The 22833-nt window shown below is 40.0% G+C and carries 22 protein-coding genes and 1 other annotated feature; of the genes, 14 read left to right on the top strand and 8 right to left on the bottom strand.

Features of this window, described 5'->3' with window-relative positions:
- The 3 genes from LQ50_RS12910 to mnmL all read right to left on the bottom strand — a co-directional run bounded on the left by LQ50_RS12910 (position 1) and on the right by mnmL (position 2181).
- Complete coding sequence (locus LQ50_RS12910; RefSeq protein ID WP_034629943.1) at positions 1-597, bottom strand: beta-class carbonic anhydrase; 597 nt, start codon at positions 595-597, stop codon at positions 1-3.
- A 64-nt stretch (positions 598-661) separates the two neighbouring features.
- A complete protein-coding gene (gene mnmM, locus LQ50_RS12905) occupies positions 662-1234 on the bottom strand; it encodes a tRNA 5-(aminomethyl)-2-thiouridylate-methyltransferase MnmM (protein WP_034629942.1) in 573 nt (190 codons plus the stop codon).
- Positions 1234-2181, bottom strand: coding sequence for a tRNA modification radical SAM protein MnmL/YtqA (gene mnmL / locus LQ50_RS12900; RefSeq protein ID WP_034629939.1), 948 nt, complete (start codon positions 2179-2181; stop codon positions 1234-1236). The genes mnmM and mnmL overlap by 1 nt, the downstream gene beginning before the upstream one ends.
- Positions 2182-2346: 165 nt before the next feature.
- On the opposite strand from mnmL, the gene LQ50_RS12895 reads away from it, so the two are divergent.
- The 3 genes from LQ50_RS12895 to LQ50_RS24950 all read left to right on the top strand — a co-directional run bounded on the left by LQ50_RS12895 (position 2347) and on the right by LQ50_RS24950 (position 6979).
- Complete coding sequence (locus LQ50_RS12895) at positions 2347-3555, top strand: MDR family MFS transporter (protein ID WP_034629936.1); 1209 nt, start codon at positions 2347-2349, stop codon at positions 3553-3555.
- A 56-nt stretch (positions 3556-3611) separates the two neighbouring features.
- Positions 3612-3836, top strand: a binding site (T-box leader).
- Positions 3837-3958: 122 nt separating this feature from the next.
- Positions 3959-6382, top strand: a complete 2424-nt coding sequence (gene leuS / locus LQ50_RS12890; RefSeq protein WP_034629933.1) for a leucine--tRNA ligase — start codon at positions 3959-3961, stop codon at positions 6380-6382.
- A 153-nt stretch (positions 6383-6535) separates the two neighbouring features.
- Positions 6536-6979 (top strand): hypothetical protein, encoded by a 444-nt coding sequence (locus tag LQ50_RS24950; RefSeq protein WP_052144734.1) that lies wholly within the window; start codon positions 6536-6538, stop codon positions 6977-6979.
- Between the two features lie 279 nt (positions 6980-7258).
- On the opposite strand, the gene LQ50_RS12880 is transcribed toward LQ50_RS24950, so the two are convergent.
- Positions 7259-7435, bottom strand: a complete 177-nt coding sequence (locus LQ50_RS12880; protein ID WP_034629930.1) for an H-type small acid-soluble spore protein — start codon at positions 7433-7435, stop codon at positions 7259-7261.
- Between the two features lie 338 nt (positions 7436-7773).
- Positions 7774-9045, bottom strand: coding sequence for a BaiN/RdsA family NAD(P)/FAD-dependent oxidoreductase (locus LQ50_RS12875; protein ID WP_034629927.1), 1272 nt, complete (start codon positions 9043-9045; stop codon positions 7774-7776).
- A 157-nt stretch (positions 9046-9202) separates the two neighbouring features.
- Between LQ50_RS12875 and LQ50_RS12870 the strand changes: the two genes are divergently transcribed.
- The 5 genes from LQ50_RS12870 (at position 9203) to LQ50_RS12850 (ending at position 15306) form a co-directional block, all read left to right on the top strand.
- The gene (locus LQ50_RS12870) at positions 9203-10843 is read left to right on the top strand and encodes a putative polysaccharide biosynthesis protein (protein ID WP_034629924.1); all 1641 of its coding nucleotides are present in this window, start codon (positions 9203-9205) and stop codon (positions 10841-10843) included.
- Positions 10844-11467: 624 nt separating this feature from the next.
- On the top strand, positions 11468-12622 hold the full coding sequence (ftsW, locus tag LQ50_RS12865) for a putative lipid II flippase FtsW (protein WP_034629920.1): 1155 nt from the start codon (positions 11468-11470) through the stop codon (positions 12620-12622).
- Between the two features lie 39 nt (positions 12623-12661).
- Positions 12662-13846 (top strand): rod shape-determining protein RodA, encoded by a 1185-nt coding sequence (rodA, locus tag LQ50_RS12860; RefSeq protein WP_034629917.1) that lies wholly within the window; start codon positions 12662-12664, stop codon positions 13844-13846.
- Between the two features lie 73 nt (positions 13847-13919).
- Positions 13920-14609 (top strand): NAD(P)-binding domain-containing protein, encoded by a 690-nt coding sequence (locus tag LQ50_RS12855; protein WP_034629913.1) that lies wholly within the window; start codon positions 13920-13922, stop codon positions 14607-14609.
- Positions 14596-15306 (top strand): pseudouridine synthase, encoded by a 711-nt coding sequence (locus LQ50_RS12850; RefSeq protein WP_034629908.1) that lies wholly within the window; start codon positions 14596-14598, stop codon positions 15304-15306. Before LQ50_RS12855 ends, LQ50_RS12850 begins: the two co-directional genes overlap by 14 nt.
- Before the next feature lie 109 nt (positions 15307-15415).
- Here the strand turns inward: LQ50_RS12850 and LQ50_RS12845 are convergent, their stop codons facing one another.
- Entirely contained in the window at positions 15416-15634 is a 219-nt protein-coding gene (locus LQ50_RS12845) for a DeoR family transcriptional regulator (RefSeq protein ID WP_034629907.1), read from the bottom strand.
- A gap of 280 nt (positions 15635-15914) precedes the next feature.
- On the opposite strand from LQ50_RS12845, the gene pepV reads away from it, so the two are divergent.
- Positions 15915-17333, top strand: coding sequence for a dipeptidase PepV (gene pepV / locus LQ50_RS12840; protein WP_034629905.1), 1419 nt, complete (start codon positions 15915-15917; stop codon positions 17331-17333).
- Between the two features lie 98 nt (positions 17334-17431).
- Here pepV and cysK read toward each other — a convergent pair whose 3' ends face one another.
- Positions 17432-18367, bottom strand: a complete 936-nt coding sequence (gene cysK, locus LQ50_RS12835) for a cysteine synthase A (protein WP_034629904.1) — start codon at positions 18365-18367, stop codon at positions 17432-17434.
- 156 nt (positions 18368-18523) lie between these two features.
- On the opposite strand from cysK, the gene thpR reads away from it, so the two are divergent.
- The 5 genes from thpR (at position 18524) to LQ50_RS12810 (ending at position 21538) form a co-directional block, all read left to right on the top strand.
- Complete coding sequence (gene thpR, locus LQ50_RS12830) at positions 18524-19069, top strand: RNA 2',3'-cyclic phosphodiesterase (protein WP_034629903.1); 546 nt, start codon at positions 18524-18526, stop codon at positions 19067-19069.
- On the top strand, positions 19066-19437 hold the full coding sequence (locus LQ50_RS12825) for a CidA/LrgA family protein (protein ID WP_034629902.1): 372 nt from the start codon (positions 19066-19068) through the stop codon (positions 19435-19437). Before thpR ends, LQ50_RS12825 begins: the two co-directional genes overlap by 4 nt.
- Positions 19434-20120, top strand: coding sequence for an LrgB family protein (locus tag LQ50_RS12820; RefSeq protein ID WP_034629901.1), 687 nt, complete (start codon positions 19434-19436; stop codon positions 20118-20120). The genes LQ50_RS12825 and LQ50_RS12820 overlap by 4 nt, the downstream gene beginning before the upstream one ends.
- Before the next feature lie 57 nt (positions 20121-20177).
- Positions 20178-21122: a nuclease-related domain-containing protein gene (locus LQ50_RS12815; RefSeq protein ID WP_034629900.1), complete on the top strand. Its 945-nt coding sequence runs from the start codon at positions 20178-20180 to the stop codon at positions 21120-21122.
- Between the two features lie 77 nt (positions 21123-21199).
- Complete coding sequence (locus LQ50_RS12810) at positions 21200-21538, top strand: type II toxin-antitoxin system HicB family antitoxin (RefSeq protein ID WP_034629899.1); 339 nt, start codon at positions 21200-21202, stop codon at positions 21536-21538.
- Positions 21539-21948: 410 nt separating this feature from the next.
- Here LQ50_RS12810 and purU read toward each other — a convergent pair whose 3' ends face one another.
- Positions 21949-22818: a formyltetrahydrofolate deformylase gene (gene purU, locus LQ50_RS12805; RefSeq protein ID WP_034629894.1), complete on the bottom strand. Its 870-nt coding sequence runs from the start codon at positions 22816-22818 to the stop codon at positions 21949-21951.
- Positions 22819-22833: the final 15 nt, after the last annotated feature.

The following is a 22833-nucleotide window of genomic DNA, read 5'->3' as shown; positions in this document are numbered from 1 at the left end:
TTAGACCTTTTGATTTTCAACGATACTTGTGTTTAGATCCTCGTATCCATTAATAAGTAAATCGAGTTTGCCTGTCTCGGGGCAAATAACAAGACCATGAACGGCTACATCTTTAGGAAGCAAAGGATGTCGTTTTATCATGTGAACACTGTTTTCAACATTGTCTTCAACTTTTTCAAAGCCGGTTAAGAAACCTTGAACATCGACCCCTGAAAATTCAAGCATATCAATCGTTTCTAAGCTGACGCCTCTTTCTTGCGACTTCTCAAGAATACTCGATGCTTGCAATCCGGTCATTCCACACCCATGATGGCCAACGACCATTACTTCGTCCGCACCTAATTCATAAATGGCAACTAAAATGCTTCTCATAATACTCCCAAATGGATGAGAGATTACGGCTCCAGCATTTCTAATGAGCTTTGCATCCCCATTTTTTACATTCATTGCAAAAGGCAAAAGCTCTAAAAGTCTTGTATCCATACAAGTTAAGATGACAACTTTCTTATTAGGAAATTTCGTCGTTTGGAACTTTTCGTATTGTTTTTCCAGAACAAACTGCTTGTTATGAGCCAGTACTGAATCGAGTAATGTCATAAAACGCCTCTCCTCAAATTGTGTCTATCTATATTTTCAAACTATTATTACAAATTGTCAACTATTACCTCTTTTCAACGGCAACAACAAATGGTGGGTCGTTTGCTTGATTTATAAATTCATATTTGAGGACATGGGCAAGGCGTTGATCATATTGTTCGAGAAAAGAAAGCAGGGCATCTTTTTCCCTTTTTCCCCCTTCATGACCATGATAGATCACAAGAACAATCGTACCTCCTTTTGGCATGATATCAAGCAGTGCACTGATTGAAGCTATGGTAGTAGTTGCCTCCGTCACAATCGATTTATCGCCACCTGGAAGGTATCCGAGATTAAAAATAGCCCCTTTTATTTTTGTGTGTTCGGTTTCTGGAATAAGAGATCGAACCTCTTCATGTCCCTTTTGAAACAATGTCACTCTTTCAAGCAATTGATGCTCGATTACTCTCGCTGTGGCTTGTTCGATTGCTTGGGGTTGAATGTCAAAGCCGTAAACTCGTCCATTTTCTCCTACAAGGTTTGCTAAAAATACAGTATCATGCCCATTGCCAACTGTACCATCGACGGCATAGTCGCCCGGCTCTAAAGCATTTTCTAATAGAAATCGTGCAAATGGTAAGACTCCAAGTACATTCATCACAATGACATCCTCTCTGCCTGATAATATTTACCTTGCCAACTATTGCGCCGCACAAGTTCTGCTTCAATTCCGTTTAAGACACTCCACTTATTCATGCTCCACATTGGACCAATCATAATGTCACCAGGACCATCTCCTGTTAAGCGGTGGATAACCATGGAAGGTGGGAGAATTTCGAGTTGATCGACAACAAGGTTAATATAATCGTCTTGGCTCATAAATTGCAGCAAGCCTTTTTCATACTGCTTGACCATTGGGGTTTTTTTCAACAAGTGGAGGAGGTGAATTTTGATTCCTTGTACGTCAAGCTTTGCAACTTCTTGAGCGGTCTCCATCATCATGTTGCGGTCCTCAAGTGGCAGGCCGTTAATAATATGTGCACATACGTTAATACCGTGCTTTCGTAATTTTTGGACTCCATCTACATAGCATTGATAGTCATGGGCTCGATTAATTAATAATGCCGTTTTCTCATGAACCGTCTGAAGACCGAGTTCAACCCATAAAAATGTTCGCTCGTTTAATTCTGCTAGGTACTCAACAACATCATCAGGTAAGCAATCCGGCCTTGTTGCAATGGAGAGGCCGACTACTCCTTCTTGCTTAAGAATTTCTTCAAAGTATTCACGTAATGTTTCTACGGGAGCATAGGTGTTTGTGTAGGCTTGAAAGTAGCCAATGTATTTGCCGCTTTTCCATTTTGTATGCATCTTCTTTTTTATCGTGTTAAATTGAGTGACTATATCATCTTTACGATCACCTGCAAAATCCCCTGATCCACGTTCGCTGCAAAACGTACAGCCTCCATGGGCGACGTTTCCATCGCGATTTGGACAGTCGAAGCCAGCATCGAGAGGGATTTTAAACACCTTTTCGCCAAATTGGTTTCTTAAATAGTAATTCCATGAATAATATCGTTTATCTCCATAATGTTGAATGGTCATTTGTATCACCTTTCTTTTTAAGACAAGAAAGAACTTATCTAGGCGTATAGGTCCTATTGTAGCTTTAAATTTGTTCTAACAGCAAATGGTAGATAAAAAAGATTGCAATTGCTTGCTAGATCACCTAAGATGGCTAAGGGATTAAGAGGAAGGAGGGCTAATATTATGCCAAAATCACTTTGGTTATTAATAGTGGCCATGGCTATTAATGTAACTGGTGCCTCTTTTTTATGGCCGTTAAATGCAATTATTATTCATCAAGAATTAGGTCGGTCATTAACCGCAGCGGGGTTTGTACTCATGTTAAATGCTGGTGCGGGGGTATTAGGGAGTTTAATGGGAGGTCGTTTGTTTGATAAGATTGGTGCCTATCAAACGATGATATTTGGCCTTGTTGTTACAACGATTAGTGCAATGATTTTAGTATTTTACCATAGTTATTATTTTTATATGTTTTTGCTTATAGGATTAGGATTTGGAACGGGGATCATCTTTCCTGCCATGTATGCTTTAGCAGGGAGTCTATGGCCAGAAGGAGGACGAAAACCATTTAATGCGATGTATATAGCTCAAAATGTGGGAGTAGCCCTTGGGACAGCCTTAGTAGGCGTGGTGGCAACCGTGGAGCTAACAGCTGTTTTTTCTGCTAATGCACTTATGTATGCTTTTTTGACGGTTTTTGTTGCGATTGGTTTTAGAAACATTGGAGCAAAGGCTCAACATGCAAGCACTTCAAATGTTTTTGAACAAAAGACATCGTTACGAAGCAATTACAGAATGCAGTCGCTTGTCTTATTATCGGTTGCTTTTTTTATTTGCTGGGTGGCTTATACGCAGTGGCAAGCAAATGTGTCTGTTCATACACAGTCACTAGGTATAAGTTTGCAGCATTATAGCTTCTTATGGACCATTAATGGATTAATGATTGTATTTGCTCAGCCTCTTGTCTCGTGGTTAATTAAAAAGTGGGTACACACTTTAAAGCAGCAAATGATAGTTGGTGTTCTGATTTTTATTTTGTCCTACACCGTTCTTATGCAAGCGAGTGTTTTTTCAATGTTTCTTGTTGCGATGATCATATTAACAATTGGAGAAATGTTTGTATGGCCAGCTGTTCCAACAATTGCGAGCAAGTTAGCACCGAAGAATAAAGAGGGATTTTATCAAGGGATTATAAATAGTGTGGCAACAGGAGGAAGGATGATTGGACCTCTATTAGGAGGAGTAATGGTCGATTTCTTTTCGATGTCCATGCTCATTATGGTCCTCTTGATTATGTTTGTCTTTGCTATTTTGATTTTATTTATTTATGATGTTCCCCTAAAACGAGTAATAGAGAGTCAGCAACAAGAAAAAGCCCAAATTTCAAGTTGAGCTGAACGGTTGCTTGACATGAGTCGTTGGAATTCATACAATACAAGTAAGTTCATATGTTGACGTAGAAAAGGAGTAGTAGTCATAGTTGGGATTGTAGAGAGTTGACGGATGGTGCAAGTCAGCCGAACAAGTATGATGAACTCGCCTTCGAGTTTTGAAAGTGAATGAAAGTAACTTTCGACGGGTCACGACCGTTACTTGTGAAGAGCGAATGAAGGATTAGATATTCATTAATGTGGGTGGTACCGCGGGAAGTATAAACAACTCTCGTCCCTAACAACATGTTAGGGGTGGGGGTTTTTTCTATATGTACGGTGAAATTCCTTATGAATGATCTTACATACATGCTAGCTCAAACCATATCGCCATTTGAACAACATACATTTAGGAGGAGTACAAAATGTCGTTTTCACATGATCAAATTGAGAAGAAGTGGCAGCAATATTGGGAAGAAAATAAAACGTTTAAAACAACAGAGGAACCAGAAAAGCCTAAGTTCTATGCATTAGATATGTTCCCTTATCCTTCTGGGGCAGGCCTACATGTTGGGCATCCGGAAGGCTATACAGCGACGGATATTTTATCGCGTATGAAGAGAATGCAAGGATATAATGTACTTCATCCAATGGGGTGGGATGCGTTTGGTCTTCCGGCCGAACAATACGCTTTAGATACGGGAAATGACCCAGCGGTTTTTACGGAACAAAATATTAATACGTTTCGCCGTCAAATTAAATCGTTAGGATTTTCGTATGATTGGGATCGTGAAATCAATACAACAGATCCAAATTATTATAAATGGACACAATGGATATTTACGAAACTACATGAAAAAGGCTTAGCCTATATTGATGAAGTGGCAGTTAACTGGTGTCCGGCACTTGGGACAGTCCTTGCGAATGAGGAAGTGATTGATGGGAAAAGTGAGCGGGGAGACCACCCAGTTGAACGCCGACCTATGAAACAGTGGATGTTAAAAATTACAGCTTATGCTGATCGTTTACTTGAGGACTTAGAAGAGCTTGACTGGCCTGAAAGCATTAAGGATATGCAACGTAACTGGATTGGTCGTTCTGAAGGGGCCGAAGTTACGTTTAAAGTCGATGGACATGAAGGAGAAGAGGTGAAAGTCTTCACGACACGCCCTGATACGTTATTTGGTGCAACCTATATGGTGTTAGCACCTGAGCATAAGCTTGTTGATGTGATTACAACGGCTGAGCAACAAGAGCAAATTGATGCATATAAAGCTAAAGTTGCTGCTAAGAGCGATTTAGAGCGTACGGAGCTTTCAAAGGAAAAGACAGGGGTGTTCACGGGTGCTTTTGCTGTTAATCCAGTAAATGGGGAACGTATTCCTATATGGATTGCTGATTATGTGCTTGTTAGTTATGGAACAGGTGCCATTATGGCCGTTCCAGCTCATGACGAACGTGACTATGAGTTTGCAAAGACATTCGATTTAACCATTCGTGAAGTGGTTGCGGGTGGAAACGTTGAAGAAGAAGCCTATACAGGGGACGGAGAGCACGTGAACTCTGACTTTTTAAATGGCTTAGATAAAGATACTGCAATACGCAATATGATTGAGTGGCTAGAAGCGAATCAATATGGGAAAAAGCAAGTAACGTATCGCCTTCGTGATTGGCTATTTAGCCGTCAACGTTATTGGGGTGAGCCGATTCCAGTTATTCACTGGGAGGATGGAACGATGACGACAGTTCCTGAAAGTGAACTGCCACTTGAGCTTCCAAAAATGAAAGAAATTAGACCTTCTGGCACGGGAGAGTCTCCACTTGCCAATGCAAAGGAATGGCTTGAAGTCGTTGATCCAAAGACAGGGAAGAAAGGTCGTCGTGAAACCAATACCATGCCTCAATGGGCTGGTAGCTGCTGGTACTACCTTCGTTACATTGATCCTAACAATGCAGATGCTTTGGCAGATCCGGAAAAATTAAAGAGATGGCTTCCTGTCGACATATATATTGGTGGTGCAGAGCACGCCGTTCTTCACTTATTATATGCTCGCTTCTGGCATAAAGTCCTTTATGATATTGGAGTCGTCCAAACGAAAGAGCCATTCCAAAAGCTCTATAATCAAGGGATGATTCTTGGAGAAAACAATGAGAAGATGAGTAAATCAAAAGGAAATGTTGTAAATCCAGATGATGTCGTTGAAAGCCATGGCGCTGATACGCTGCGTTTATATGAAATGTTTATGGGACCACTTGATGGTTCAATCGCATGGTCAACAAATGGTTTAGATGGAGCTCGTCGTTTCTTAGATCGTGTATGGCGTCTTTTTGTTGATGAAGCTACAGGTGAATTAAATCGTGCAATTCAAGACGCAAAAGCAACTGAGAGCTTTACACGTGTATATCATCAATCGGTTAAGAAGATTACAGAGGATATGACGGAGTTGCGCTTTAATGTTGCCATTTCACAAATGATGGTATTTATTAATGAGGGATACAAACAAGAGGTGCTACCTCGTGAACTAATGGAAGGCTTTGTGAAGATGCTTTCTCCAATTGCTCCACATTTAGCCGAAGAGCTTTGGGAAAAACTAGGGCATGCGGGTACGATTAGTTATGAAGAATGGCCAACTTTTGATGAATCGTTGCTTGTTGAAAACGAAGTAGAAGTGGTCGTTCAAATTAATGGGAAAGTGAAAGCGAAGCTCTTGATTCCAACGGATGCAACACGTGAGCAAATGGAAGAGATTGCAAAGGACGATGAAAAGGTTCAAGCTGCCATTGGTGAAAAAACCGTTCGTAAGATCATTGCGGTACCAGGTAAATTAGTTAATATTGTTGTTGGATAACGTTAAATGATAACAAACAACCCTAATAGCTGCTGCTATATAGGGTTGTTTTGCCTTTTTCCCTAAGCTTCGCTAAGCATAGAAACAGCGATAATGAGCACGATAGTTAGTGGGTATAGATATACCTGATTATGAGGAGCGGAGGTTTATCATATGGGAGAAAAAAAGCAATTGTTACTGCCTGCTGGACAAGCAAACGTACAGAACATAGATCTAACGGAAACAAAGGCATTTCTTGAACAAGCTAAGCAGGAACTTGAAACGGGGAACGAGCAATACGTAAGTGCAGAGCTACAGGTTCAGCAAACTACGCAAGGGCAAAATCCATTGCAACAAGCGCAGCAACAATTGCAAATGGAGAATCAGCAGTTCCAAGATGCCCAGTACAAGTTGCAACAAGCGCAGCAACAAGTACAACAACAGAAAATCCAACTGCAAAACTTACATCAACAAGTAGAACAAGGGCAGCAATATCTACAATCACTTCAAGGACAAGTCGAAAAAGAGAAGCAACATGTCCAAGTGGAGAAACAACTAGTTCAACAAGCCCAACAACAAGTTTTTGATGCCATGCAACAACAGAACAACCTTCAGTAAAAGAAAGAGCCGAACCGGCTCTTTCTCATTGGTTTAAGGCTTCGCACGTCGCACGCCATCTGAAAAAACCGCTCAGAAGGCTAAAAAGCAAGCGACGGCTTCGCTCATTGCTTCTAAGTAAGCCGCATGCGCGGCTTTTTATAAAATCAGTTGAAAGAGTGTCGAAGAAGAGCAATGGCTTCGCACGTCGCACGCCATCTGAAAAAACCGCTCAGAAGGCTAAAAAGCAAAGCGACGGCTTCGCTCATTGCTTCTAAGTAAGCCGCATGCGCGGCTTACTTATTCTTTTAATTCTGAGATGTTTACTTCTGAACGTTCTTCTAGTGGGCCACGTAAGTGTACTGTCGCCGTTTTTCCATCCTCATGAAGTTGATCAATCCAAACAGATGTCCCATTATAAGTCACATCAATATCAGCAGATGAGGATAATATTTGTTTAACTCGCATTGCATCCATTTCTTTCACTCCTCTTTTAGATTCGTTTTATGATGTGTGGAAAAAGCTGAGATTATTCCACAATAAGAGAGATGTGGAATAATTCAATAAAGAAATGATAGACAAAAAGCAGTGGAATTTTGTTAATTTATAGAAAATTTCCACAAGTGAAGATGAGCAAAGGATGATAAATAGATTCATAAGTGGAAAAATGCAGGTCTTTATGACTTGTATAAATGTGAATAAAGATGTGGATAACCCAATATATCTATACGTGAATATATTGGGTTGATCTTGATTTCATCGGGGTCTAAAAGGAGTGGAAAGAATACCTCTTTAACTTGTGGGTAGTGTGGATATCATTTGTGAATGACTTGTTCTGCAGCGGATTTTCCAGCTGTATAACCTGTGGAAAAAGCTACAGTAATATTGTAACCGCCTGTATAGCCGTGAATATCCAGAACTTCTCCGCAAAAATATAACCCTTTTTTCTTTTTAGAATGCATCGTTTTCGGTTCGATTTCCTTAATAGAAATTCCTCCTCCGGTAACAAATGCTTTTTCAATCGACAGTGTGCCATTTACTTCGATTTCAAAGTGTTTACAAATGGTTACGAGTGATCGAAAGGTTTCATGTGTAACGGTAGAGGCTTGTGCTTGCGTATCTAAAGAGAGCTTATCATAAACGAATAATAAAAATCGTTCAGGGGCAAAGCCTTTTAATAAATTTTTCAGTGATTTTTTCGGATCGGCTTTTACTTTAGCGAGTAATTGTTGAAAGAGAGCTTCTTCAGATACAGAAGGGAATAAATCTACTTCCATTTTAATTGTTTTTGTTTCGAACTTTTTTAATGCCTTTACAACATATTGACTACAACGTAGAGCTGCTGGACCAGAAATACCAAAATGGGTGAAAATCATATCTCCATCGTGCGTTTTAATCTTCTTCCCTTTTGGATTAAATACGGTTAACTCAATATCTCTTAATGATAAGCCTTGCAACGTCTTTTTCCGGATGAAGTCTTCACTTGAAGTAATAGGAACTTCTGTTGGATATAGGTCAGTAATGGTATGTCCTGCTTTTTCGGCCCAAGGATAGCCATCGCCGGTACTCCCTGTGTGGGGAACCGACTTACCGCCAGTAGCCACGATGACTGTTGGGGTAGGGATGTGTTCACCATTATGTAATACCACTTCAGAAACGGATTCACCTGAATAATTGATCGTTTTAACAGTTGTATTTGTACGAATATCTACCCCTAACATACGAACTCGGTTTAAAAGGGTTTCAACTACGGTAGTTGCTTTATCATTTACTGGAAACATTCTTCCGCGATCTTCTTCTTTTAGTTGAATGCCCAGTCCCTCGAAAAAGGCAATAATATTTTCGTTATTAAAGACAGAGAATGGACTGTGCATAAAACGGCCGTTTCCCGGAATGTGAGCAATGAGATCTTGAATGTCCATGCGGTTTGTCACGTTGCACCGACCTCCGCCTGATATAGCTAGCTTACGGCCAAGTTTGTTTCCTTTATCTAATAGAAGGACGCGCACACCGTGTTCAGCAGCTGCAATGGAAGCCATCAAACCTGAAGGACCTCCTCCTATGACAATAACATCGTATTTGTTCATGCTTCTTCACCTCAATTTCTTTCATTACATTATCACTTTTTATAAAAAAAAGGAATTCGGTGTTAACTCGAGCAACACGGATAAGACTATGGTAAAATGCTAAAGGAGTAAAAACGATCAGTTTAAATAATGGGATTTGGGAAAGTAGGAATCAATGATGTCGGATTCAAAATTAATGCGCGGTACAATGGTATTAACAGCCGCTACGTTTGCTTCTAAAATATTTGGTCTTATTTATATTTTTCCTTTTACTGCTATTGTCGGCCAAACAGGGATTGCCCTATACTCTTATGGCTATTTACCATATACTGTTCTATTAAGCTTGGCGACGTTAGGTGTTCCCATCGCCGTATCTAAATTCGTCTCAAGGTATAACTCTTTGGGTGATTACAGGACGGGACACAGGTTGTTTAAATCAGGGTTACTTTTTATGTCGATAACCGGTTTAATTGCTTTTCTGGCTTTGTTTTTTGCGGCACCTCATATTGTACCTTGGATCATTGAAAATCCAACTGAACAGGGCAATACATTTGATGATATTGTTTTCACGATTCGAATGGTCAGTGTAGCATTACTAGTTGTACCGGTTATGTCTATCATTCGTGGTTATTTTCAGGGGTTTCAATCCATGGGGCCAACGGCTGTCTCACAAGTGATTGAACAAATTGTTCGGATTGTCTTTATTTTAGCTATTACATTCTCCATTGTGAATATTATGGAAGGTAGTACGGGGCTAGCAGTTGGATTTGCGACATTCGGTGCATTTGTTGGGGCGCTTGGCGGTTTAGCTGTCTTATTAACTTATTGGTTTAAACGGAAAAAATATATTCATGAACAAATTGAAAAAAGTACAATGGATCATCAGCTTTCGCTTAAATCTATGTATAAAGAGCTGATTGCTTATGCATTGCCACTTTCCTTTGTAGGTTTAGCGATTCCGCTTTATCAACTAATAGATTTATTTACATTTAATAATACGTTAATTGGTTCACATTTGACGCAGGATGAGTCAGAAGTTGCGTTTGCTGTGTTTTCTAACACGGCTCACAAAATTATTCTTATCCCAATGGCACTAGCCACAGCTTTATCAATTACCTTAATTCCGACAATTACTAAATCGTTTACAACAAACGACACGGACTTGTTGCAAAAACAAATTACACAAACGTACCAAGTGATTTTATTTTTAACGGTTCCAGCTGCTGTCGGAATGTCTGTGTTAGCGTATCCGGCTTTTGGTGCTCTATACGGGCTTAGTGATTACGAAGTTGGTGGGTATATACTTCAATATTACGCACCAATTACGTTGTTCTTTTCGCTCTTTGCAGTGACAGCAGCGATCTTACAAGGAATAAACAAACAAAAAATAGCCGTCATTGCATTGTTAGCAGGTCTTGTTTTAAAGATTGCAACAAATAGCGTATTCCTTTCCATGTTTGGACCACTTGGAGGAGTGTTAGCTACGTATGTAGGATATACGGCATCTATTGTCATTACTGTTTGGGCGATCGGAAAACATGCCGATTTCAGTTATAAACTGATTGCCAAACGAGCCATATTAATCATGGTTTTCACAGCTGTTATGGCAGTAGGTGTGATGATCGCCAATGTAGGAATGCAACATTTGCTTCCGATTACAACTCAAATTCGAGCATTTCCGAGTTTGGTGGTAGGTGTCATAGTTGGTGCTGCTATCTATTTGTACTTAAGCTATCGTTCCAATTTAGCTGGACAAGTGCTTGGAGCAAGATTTAAGTTTTTGAATAAGAAGAAACAACAACAGAGGGGCGAGGGTTAATATTATTGGAGTTTGGCTCTTTTCGTCTTTGGTTAGGTTGGGAGAAGTGTAGAGAAGATGGATGGTGAGTCCCCTTCATAGCTGAGTGGAAGAAGGATTGCATCTTCTTCCACTCAGTTATTCCTGGTGAGAGAGGGAGAAGGTTGGGGAGTAAGAAAAACTAAGGCTTCGTCCAAAATTGCGTCTTTGGTTAGGTGCGGGGAAATGAGGATAAGCTTGTTGTTTCGTTCCCTTCATAGCTGAGTGGAAGAAGGATTGCATCTTCTTCCACTCAGTTATTCCGGGTGAGAGAGGGAGAAGATTGGGGAGTAAGAAAAACTAAGGCTTCGTCCGAGTTTGCCTTCTTCGGTTGAAGTGTGAGAAATTGAGGGAAATTTTGTTTCTTTTTGGAGGGAGTCTGGACGAAGCCTAGTTTTTCTAACAAATTCGACATTCTTTGGCAATGAAAGCCTCTTTTGCTTGTATAGGTGGTTTGATATAATAGAGAATGTTCTAAAAGTCCGAGTCTGCAGGCATGTTATGCTCGAGTTCTTTCAAAAAGTCGGAATGTTAGTGTGTCTTTTCTTTCCTGCTTTTTGACTGCCGTTCTTGATGAACGAATTATTGCTAGAGCAGGGGGGCGCGATGAAGTATTCATTTCGAAAAGATAATGATTGGCTGTTAATCATCACTACGTTCCTTTTGGCTGGGTTCGGTTTGGTGATGGTATTTAGTGCAAGCTATCCTATAGGGTTAGGATATAACGATCCAAATCCGTATTCATTTATACAACGACAGCTCGTTTGGTTTGTACTGGCTGTACTTGCTTTTGTCGTTGTGATGCATTTTCCTTATCGACTGTATAGGAAGATGTCACCGATCATTATTATTATTTCAATCATTTCATTATTCCTAGTTTTGCTTCCTTTTATTGGTGTGACCATTGGAGGGGCTCAACGTTGGATTCAGTTGGGGCCACTTAGAGTTCAACCTTCTGAATATGTGAAGATTGGTATGATCATTTACTTGGCACAAGTGTATTCACAGAAGCAAGCGTATATTGATCAGTTTGTTAAAGGTGTCATGCCACCATTAGTAGTAGTTGGGTTTGTGTTTGGCTTAATTATGATGCAGCCAGATCTAGGGACAGCTACGTCCATTCTCCTCGTTACGTTTTTTCTAGTCTTTTTCTCTGGTGCCAAGTGGCGTCACTTAATTGGGCTAGGTGTCGTTGGAGTGACACTTTTTGCCGTATTTGCCATGTCAGCTCCTTACCGGGTAAGGCGCCTTACGTCGTATCAAGACCCGTTTGCTGATCCAATGGGGGATGGACACCAAGTCATTCAGTCCTACATCGCGATGGCACACGGAGGTTTAAGTGGGACAGGTCTAGGTCAAAGTGTACAAAAGCTATATTATTTGCCCGAGGCTCATACAGATTTTATTTTAGCGATCGTCGCTGAAGAATTAGGATTGCTAGGTGTGTTAATTGTATTAGGGTTACATGCGCTTATTTTAATCCGAGGAGTGATGATAGGAGCTAAGTGCAAAAGTCCATTTGGAAGTTTGTTGGCATTTGGAATCGTCTTTCAAATCGCCATACAAATTATCTTTAACATAGGGGCTGTGACTGGAATGCTGCCCATTACAGGTATTCCGTTGCCGTTAATAAGTAATGGTGGATCCTCGTTGTTTTTTACACTGGTCTCATTGGCGATTTTAGCAAATATATCTCGCAATACCATACGTCAAAAAAGAATAAAAGAATACAAGGAAGAAACACAGCTTTCTGCTTCATAAAGTAAGTCAGAGGGCTGTTTCTTATAGATGGAGGCTACAATGGAAGAAAGGAAAACGGGCTTTCAACAGATTGATTACACATTGTTATTTCTGTTGTTTGTGCTCATGTGTATTAGCTTGTTAGCTATTTATAGTGGATCTGGTCAGTATTTTAGCGAGGACCCGACCTACTATGTGAAACGCCAGGTCATATGGTTTGTTGTAGGAATCGTTGTGATGGTAGGCGTAATGTTAATTGATTATGACCTGTTTAAAAACTTTTCAATTCCTCTTTATGGGATTGGTCTTGTTCTTTTGTTACTAGTTGCATACTCTCCTCTTGGTGTCTTTCGGAATGGCTCTCAGCGTTGGCTAGATTTAGGTCCTGCTGAAATACAACCATCAGAGTTTATGAAGATCTTCTTAATTATCGCGCTTGCTCATATGCTGTATCGGGTAACGGCGAATCGAGCAACCAAAGATTTTAAATCAGACTTGATCATTGTCGGGCAGGTCATTGCGATTGGGCTTCCACCCTTTTTCTTAATACTGAAACAGCCTGACCTTGGAACTGCATTAGTTATTGCAAGTATTATGGGAACGATGCTGTTAATGTCAGGGGTTGCTTGGAGGATTCTTTTATTTTTAGCTCTTTCGGCGATAGCAGGAATCATATCACTTGTTTGGCTGCATAATCATAATTTTGAGCTGTTCTCAAAAGTTATTGCTTCCCATCAGCTTGATCGTATTTATGGCTGGCTCGACCCATATGAGCATCAGGGCTCGTTTGGATACCAGCTTGTGAACGCGATGAGAGGAATTGGGTCAGGGCAACTACATGGTAGTGGGTTTATGCAAGGAATTCAAACGCAGAGTGACCGCATTCCTGAGATTCATACAGATTTTATTTTTACGGTTATTGGCGAGGAGTTTGGATTTATCGGCGCAACGATTTTAATCGTCACGTATTTCCTTTTATTTTATCGAATGATCATTATTGCGCTAACATGTAACAATTTATTTGGAACCTATTTAGTTTCAGGGGTTATCGGCCTTCTTGTATTCCAAGTATTTCAAAATATCGCAATGACGATTGGGCTCATGCCTATAACTGGTTTGGCTCTTCCGTTTATCAGCTACGGAGGAAGTGCCCTCTTAACGAATATGCTGGCAATGGGGATCATCCTCAATGTGAATATACGAACCCGGCATTATATGTTTGAAACAGAAGAGTCTAGTATGTAAGAGTTGATAATCCCTGGATTTCAGCTCTTTCTTTTTTAGTAAGAGAGTATAACGCAATTAGGAGGTAGAGAACATGAAAGTGATTGTTGGTTCAGGCCGTCTAGCTAGTATGCTCTTAACCGTGTTGAAGAAAGATGAAACGACGTATGTGTATGGTCGAAATGAGCAAACTGTGAATAGCTTAATTAGGCAGTTTCCTTATGCCAAAAAGGCAAATGAAGGGACCTTACAGCAGGCAAATGTACTCTTTCTTTGTTTACCAAAGAATGGTTATGAGGACTTCCTCGTGAAATATGAAAATCATCTCCAAAAAGAAGTAACGATTTATCATATGGCTACAGCTGTCACAGAAGCTGAAGTGAAGAAGCTTTGTAAGGGTAAGAAAGTAGTTCCCCTTAAGCTAGCAGGGCATGCGAAAGTAGTGAAACATGAACAAAAGGGCTTATTAGCATTGCCTGCAAATCATCAAGAAGAAGTATACCAATTGAAGCAATGGTTCCCAACAATGAAAGTAACCATAGCAGAAGAAGAAGATGTCCTGCGTGCCAATCAATTAGGGACAGAGGCAGCAATAAAAATGAGTGTAGACTTAAATCAAGCATTGCAGTCAAATGAAATACCTGAAGCGATAATTAAACAAACGTTTGATCAAACTGTCCATGGAGTGATTGATGCCTATCAATCAAACGATTTAGGAGGGTTTGCTAAAAAAATTGCCAGTAGATTGCAGCAGAAAGGGGAAGACATAAATGAGGATGGATAAATTGCTCGCCAACATGGGCTTTGGAACAAGGAAAGATGTGAAAAAGCTGATGAAGTCAGGGAGTGTCCATGTGAATGGGGCAGTAATAAAAGAAGGAAAAACCCATATCGACCCTGATAAGGATTTGGTGACGGTTTTTGGAGAAGAGGTTAAATATAAACCACATATTTACCTCATGCTTAACAAGCCTCAAGGAGTCATTTCCGCTACAGAGGACCAGGAGCATGAGACGGTTATTGACTTATTGCTATATGAACATGCGATGTATGAACCATTTCCCGTTGGGCGATTAGATAAAGATACAGAAGGATTTCTCTTAATTACAAACGACGGTCAATTTTCGCATGCACTCATGTCTCCTAGAAAGCATGTACCAAAAACTTATGCAGCCACTGTCCGGGGCAAAGTGACCGAAGAGGATGTAGAGCTTTTTAAACAAGGTGTGACATTAGATGACGGTTATGTAACAAAGCCAGCAGAGTTAGTCATTAAGAATCATGGAACTGTTTCGGAAATAGAATTAACCATTACAGAAGGAAAATATCATCAAGTGAAGCGAATGTTTGAGGCTGTCGGGAAAAAGGTCCTGACACTTAAACGTTTGAAAATAGCGGATCTTGAGCTTGATCCAAAATTAGAATTAGGTACATATCGTGAACTTACACAAAAAGAAATAGACTTACTTTTATCAAGATAAAAGTAAGTCTAAATTTAATTGAGAATGCGGCTTCATTGCTTAGGGGTTATCCCAAACTGGGATAACCCCTCTCTGTCTACCTATCACATATGGCTAGAGGCCATATTTATTACGAAACTTGAGTTTTCTTTTTTCTTGCACTCCACTTACCACGTGTAGGACTTTCAACAAGGTTGTTGTATTCCAGTACATTAAGGTCACGTTGAATCGTCCGTTGGGTTATACCGAATTCTTCAACTAGTTCATTCGTTGTGACGGTCCCCCTTTGTTTGATGTAAAGGTAGATAGACTTAATACGAGTCAGCATACGATCAGTTGAAGTTTTCAAAAAACCACTCCTTATTCATAATCATGACTTGTTCTTACGTAGAGTCTATGTAATAACATGGTTTTACATGCATGTTATTACAGCTGTCAAATGTCTTTAACATTTTTACAGGGATGACCGTTCTCCTCTCCTAGTTGCAATTAGATAATAAGAGAGGTAATGTTGTAAGTGGTTCAGATGAAGCATGGTTCATTCCGTTTGTCTACATTTTACAATAATTCTAACAACTATGCAAAATTGGTGTGCGAAAATGTTCCGTACTAAATGGAAGGTGAGGAAAATGGAAAAAATAAATTGGCTTGCTGAAGTTGAAAAAAGAAAAGAAAAAATCATAAATGAAACTCAGGATTTTCTACGTATTGCAAGTGTTTTAGACGAATCTACAGCAAATATTGAAGCTCCCTTTGGAATGGGAGTGGCACAAGCTTTAGCGCATTTATTACAAAAAGGTGAACAATATGATTTTTTTGTGAAAAATGTTGATGGGTATGCAGGAATCATTGAACACGGAAGTGGCAAGGAAAGTGTAGGAATATTATGCCATCTAGATGTCGTGCCGCCAGGAGGAGGATGGACATCGCCCCCATTTTCAGCTGACATTCGAGACGGGCGCATTTATGCAAGGGGAGCCATTGACAATAAAGGGCCGACGATGGCAGCTTTCTTTGCTCTTTTGATCGTAAAAGAGTTAAATTTATCATTACATAAAAGAGTGAGAATGATTTTAGGTACGGATGAAGAAAGCAATTGGAGATGTGTCGAACATTACTTTAAACATGAAGAGATGCCGACAATCGGTTTTGCACCAGATGCCGATTTTCCAATTATTCATGCGGAAAAAGGAATTACAGATGTTAGTTTTCTGTGGGAAACAAAGATAGATGATGAAGGGTCTCCTCTTGTTCTTTCAACATTTGAAGCGGGAGAAAGATTCAATATGGTACCTGAGCTTGCACGTGCAACAATTAAGGGAGAAAGCCGCCTTCTAGCAAATTTAGAAAAGAATTTTCAAGCGTATTTGCTTGAGCAAGGACACACGGGAGAGGCAAATCTAAAGGCAGATCAATTAGTTTTGAGCTATGATGGGGTATCCGCGCATGGATCCACTCCTGAAAATGGAGTAAATGCTGGGGTATATCTTGCTCTTTTCTTAGCAAAGGAAACCTATCAGCAAGCGGCAAACGACTATCTAAAGTTTGTCGTTGCTAATTGTGACTTCGATGGGAAAGGATTACACCTTGCTGTGAGTGATGAAGTGTCGGGTCCGTTAACGCTTAATGCTGGATTGTTTCAATTTCACGAAACCGGAGAAAGAAAAGTAGGATTAAATATTCGTTACCCAGTAACAGCTTCGGGCGAAGATTGTATTAACAGATTAAAAGAAGTCGCTAAAAATCAGAAGGCAGTACTAACCATACATGATCATATGAAACCAAATTATGTGGAAGAAGATCATCCGCTTATTCAAACGTTGCAACAAGTTTACAAGCGTCAAATGAATGAGGAGCCTAAGCTGTTAGCTATAGGTGGAGGGACGTATGCGCGCGCTCTTAAAACAGGGGTTGCATTTGGACCAATGTTTCCAGGGCGAGTGGATGTAGCACATAAAAAGGATGAGTATATCGAAATCGACGATCTCTTGAAAATGACAGCCATATACGCTGAAGCGATATATGAGTTGGCGAAAACGGATAGTTAAAAAGAGGACACTGAAACGAGAAAACGTTTCAGTGTCCTCTTAAAAAGGAAAGTTAATCCGAAAAGATCGAAATCAAACTTTTGGAAATGAAACGTAATTTACTTCTCAAATTGAAACAAATCTGTTGAAAGGTATCGTTCGCCGGTATCACAAGCAATCGCAACAACAACATCATCTGGAGTGAGGCGTTTGGCCACTTCCATTGCAGCAAAACAAGCAGCACCAGATGATGGTCCAACAAGGATGGCTTCCTTCCGTGCTAAATCTCGTGTAACACGATAGGCATCTTCATCTTCAATTTTAAAAATTTCATTGTACACATCTTCATTTAAAATAGGTGGGATAAATCCTGGGCTAGTTCCAACTAGTTTATGTGGACCTGGTTGCCCGCCTGATAAAACAGGGGATCCTGCTGGTTCAACAACATGGATCGTTGCATCTGGGTAAAATTTTAGTAATTCTTCGCCCGTTCCGGTAATCGTTCCGCCAGTACCTGAGGCAGCGACAAAGGCTGATAGTGATTTGCCGATGGAATCAAGTGATTGCTTAATTTCTGCCGCCGTTGTATGACGATGAGCGTCAGGATTCGCATCGTTTTCAAATTGCATAGGAATAAAGCTATTAGGAATCGTTTTAGCTAGTTCATGAGCCTTCTCAATCGCACCAGGCATTTTTTTATCTCCAGGTGTAAGTACAACTTCGGCACCATATGCTTTTAAAATATTAATTCGTTCAGCTGACATCGTATCAGGCATTGTTAATATAGCGCGATAGCCTCTTGCTGCAGCATTCATAGCTATGCCGATCCCTGTATTTCCACTTGTAGGTTCAATAATCGTTGAACCAGGTTTTAAGTGACCATCTTTCTCGGCTTGGATCATCATGTTATACGCTGCGCGGTCTTTAACGCTCCCGCTTGGATTTTGCATCTCCATTTTTAAATAAACGGCCGCCCCATTTGGATCAGGAATTCGATTAAGACGGACAAGTGGGGTGCGACCAATCAATTCTGCAATATTATTTACAACAGTCATAGATACACTTCCTCTTTCATATGTAGTACATTCATTTTATCATATAAAAAATGTGATTTCCTAGTTGCTATAGAGTTAGAGTAAAATGAAATAAAGAGGTCATCATAAAATGAATGACGTGGTCATTAGATGTTTTTTAGAAGGGAGTATTCATCTATGCAAACTCATTATTTTTTAGCGGTTCCTTTACCAGCAGAATTAAAGACAAAAATGGTTCAGTCTGTCTCTCGTAAGGACTTTCCTTTTAAGCGCTGGGTTCATGAACAAGATCTTCATTTAACCCTCGTATTTTTAGGGGCATGTACAGAGATACAATTACAGCAAATTCAACAACGATGTCAAGCATTGGCATCACTGGAACGTTTTACGTTGGAGCTCTCTACATATGGAACATTTGGATCAGTGAAAAAGCCGAGAATCTTTTGGATGGGTGTGAAAGAAGAACCGAAATTGTATCATTTGCAAAAAGAAGTGTTCAAGCTTTGTGAAGAAGTGGGATTCTCATTAGATCAAAGGACATTTTCGCCTCATATTACTTTAGCAAGACAATGGGTCTCAGAGCAAGACTATGAGCAGAAGGTAGAAAATCTCATGCAAGGACAACACTGGGATGTTAATGAGATCATACTATACAAAAGTGTTCTTACAGAAACGCCCAAATACAAAACGGTGCAAACTTTCCGGTTTGGAGAAGGAAAATGATGACCATGCTAAGAATAATGATTCATATTGCTATTTTGACAGTCTTTTATTTTATCGGTTCATGGATTCAACAGAAGTTAGGATTAGCCATACCAGGCAGCATCATCGGTATGCTGCTTTTGTTTCTAGCTCTTCTGACAAAAATGTTGCCCGTTCGTTATATTGAAGAAGGTTCTTCATTTATTTTACGTCATATGCCACTGTTATTTTTGCCAGTAACAGTTGGTATTTTGCAATTTCTTGATGTCTTTAGTGGTAGAGGATTTCTATTAATCTTAATAACATTAATTAGTACGATGATGGTCATGGCTGTTTCTGGTTTGATCGGACAAAATCTAGTAAAGAAAAAGGAGATTACGAAAAAATGAGAGTCATGCTAGCCCTTATCTTTTTGTTAGTAACGATTGGTGTTTATATCGGTACTAAAAAGCTTTATACACGATATCCCTATCCCTTTATGCTGCCACTGCTCATTTCAACAATCGTCCTGATCATCTTATTATTAGTTTTTCAAATTCCTTATGAAACCTATGCTCTTGGTGGAAAATGGTTAGAAATGCTTCTTGGTCCGGCCGTCGTCGCACTAGCCTATCCTTTGTATCGGCAGTTGTCTATGTTAAAAAGTAATTTTATTCCAATTGTGACAAGTGTGAGCATTGGTGCGATTATTGGGATTGGAAGCGGATTGATGCTTTCAAAATGGGCGGGGTTAGAACAGGAGCTTATTTATTCGCTCGTTCCTAAGTCTGTAACGACACCAGTAGCCATGGACATTGCTACAACGATTGGAGGAATTCCCCCTCTATCAGCCGTGTTAGTTATGGTTGCCGGAATAGGTGGTGTGGTGTTGGCACCTTATTTATTTAAATGGTGTAAAATCGTTCAGGAGATTGGCAAGGGAATTGGGACGGGAAGTGCCGCTCATGCCATCGGTACGGCAAAAGCGCTGGAAAATAGTGAGAAAGAAGGAGCTGCTAGTTCAGTTGCGATGACGTTAAGTGCGATTATTGTCTCAATTATTGGACCATTTATTGTCTTTCTTTTTTACTAAAGGACATGGTAGGATTTAAAAGAGAAGAAACTTGTAGATGAAGCTGGAGGTACGAGCGTGGCCCATTTAGTCAAACTTGAAGATTATATCTCTCGTTACCAATTTGATTTGAACCGTTATTTAAGTCAATTTACTCGAATGAAAAAAGAGCGCTGGTATTATGTGAAATCAGAGTGGGAACAACTACAGCACGATTTGGCCTCTACTGAGGGGGGAACTGAAGATACCCTCGAGGATGAAAAAGGGCGTTTATTTGGAATGTTACAAAAAGTAAGAAGTTGGTCTACCCATTCAAAAAATAAGCTATACGAAGAAATAGATGAAAGTGATCAAAGGGTACAGCAAATGACGTTAGAACAAGTGAAAGAAGAGTTCTTACATGATTTGTACCATGCGCAATTGCGCTGGGCAAGCTCATCTTTGCTAGAAGAGTCGAGACTTCATCCAAAATACAAACACGATGACTGGCTACAATTTTTCGCCCAACAACTCCCTGATAATTATTTTCTACTGTATAAGCCTGTTTTTTCTGTAAAACAAGCGCCGATTGAATTAGACATTGTCATCATTAGTCCAACTGAAATTTTTTGTATCTCGATGTTAGAAGGAGAAGAACATAGTGTTTTCGAAGCGAGCTCAGGCCGTTTCTGGACTGAATATGTCAATGAATCTCGTACGAAAAGGTTAAGTCCTCTTGTATCGCTGTCGCGTATGACAGGAGTGATAAAACCGATTCTTGAAGAGGCTGGACACACGTTTCCCATTAGAAACATCGTTGTTTCAAAAAATAGCATCATAGATAATAAAGTACAAGGAGCAAGAGTTGAGTTTGTCGATCGTAGAGCATTTGCCAATTGGCATGAAAAACTAAAAAAGCACCCTTCGCCGATTAAAAGTCAGCAAATGAAAGTGACATCACTCCTTCTTTCCCATTGTCATACAAATGCAACTAAACGAGATTTAAATCAAGTAGAAGAACATTTTGAGGGTGATTTGAATTAGAGTTAAATAGAGCGTATAATAACGAGTGCGTTTTGGTTAAAAAAGGTAGGGGGAAAAAGAAAGAAAGGAGCGGTAGGTTGGCAGAGATAGAGAAACCATATGGCATCATATGTAAGCCGGAAGACTTTAATTGGAGAGTTAGGAAAGTGTATAATTGGCAAGGTGGGTTAGAAGTGATGATTGAACTAGATCAACTTGATGGTTGTGTTAGTTTTGGTGAGACGGTGAAGGAAGCGAAACAAGGACTGCGAGAATCCTTGTACTTGTGGATTCGTACGTATGGTGAGCAGCAGCTTCCGGACATTCATAACGAAGCGCAGCTAATCTTTCTCGATCCACCAATGGAAGTAGCGGAGTTTGAATACATAAACAATGAACTGCAATGGTTAAAGAATTTATATGGAGGTACTGAATAGGGGAAACCTTATTCGGTCCTTTTTGTTTATGCAACAAATTGGAGTGCTATGGAAAAGGCCACTGAAAAAGGTGAAAGTCGCAAGGGCACTGAAAAAGTCGTTTTTTTCTTTTTCAGTGCCTTCGTTGCGCTATTTCCCCTAGTTTCTTTTGATGGTTGAAATGTAGGGAATTTCTATCTTTCCTCTCAACAAGCGGACGGGATGGGGGGCCGACTCCTGCAGGAGGGAAGGGCAGGTTGAAATCCACCGGCGCAGCCGGTTAGTTCAACGCCCGCCTGCGGAAAGCGTGCCCCCCATCCCGGGAGCGAGATCAAAGCTCCTTTTCAAGTCCTAAATAAACGAGCACTTTTTCAGTGGCTCGTTAAAAGGGCGTTTTTTTATTCACCTATGCAGCTTTTAGATAAATGTCGTTAAAAGACAACCGTTTTATTGCCATGAACAATAATTTGGTCGTTTATATGCCAAGCTACCGCTCGAGCAAGGGCAATGCGTTCCACGTTTCGACCTGCGACACGTAACTTTTCGGTCGTATAACGATGATTTACCCTTAAAACGTCTTGTTCAATGATAGGTCCTTCATCTAGATCATCTGTAACATAATGGGCTGTTGCACCAATTAATTTTACCCCTCTTTCAAATGCTTTTGCATAAGGGTTTGCACCGATAAAAGCTGGTAAGAATGAATGATGGATATTGATAATTCGTTTAGGGAAAGTTCCGACAAAATCAGGTGAAAGGATCTGCATGTATCTAGCTAAAACAATAAAATCAATGCTGTGTTCATGAAGCTTTTGAATCGCTTCTTGCTCAGCTTGCTGTTTCGTTGCTTTCGTTACAGGAATATGGATAAAAGGAATTCCATATGATTCAACTTGATCTTTTAGGTCGGGATGGTTGCTTATAACAAGTGGGATATCAACATCAATCTCTCCTGCTCGCCATCTCCATAATAATTCAAGGAGACAGTGGTCTTCTTTTGATACAAAGATAGCCATCTTTTTCTTGCGAGAGGCAAGTTCTATACGCCAATCCATGTCAAAAGAGCGACCAATCTCTGTAAAGGCAGTACGAATCATTTTAATATCAAATTCAGGGTCTAACATTTCAAACTCAATCCGCATAAAGAACATACCACCAGAAGGGTCTGTGGAATATTGATCTGATTGAACGATGTTCGCTTTATATTGGTGTAGGAATGTTGAAACGGCAGAAACAATTCCAGGTTGGTCATGACAAGAAATTAACAATCGGACACTAGTGTTATTAGTATTGTATTTCATTTCGATCCTCCAAAT

Origin of the sequence: Halalkalibacter okhensis (assembly GCF_000787375.1) — a bacterium.
In the GTDB taxonomy this organism is placed as follows: domain Bacteria; phylum Bacillota; class Bacilli; order Bacillales; family Bacillaceae_D; genus Halalkalibacter; species Halalkalibacter okhensis.
This window is presented reverse-complemented; position numbering and strand designations above follow the sequence as displayed.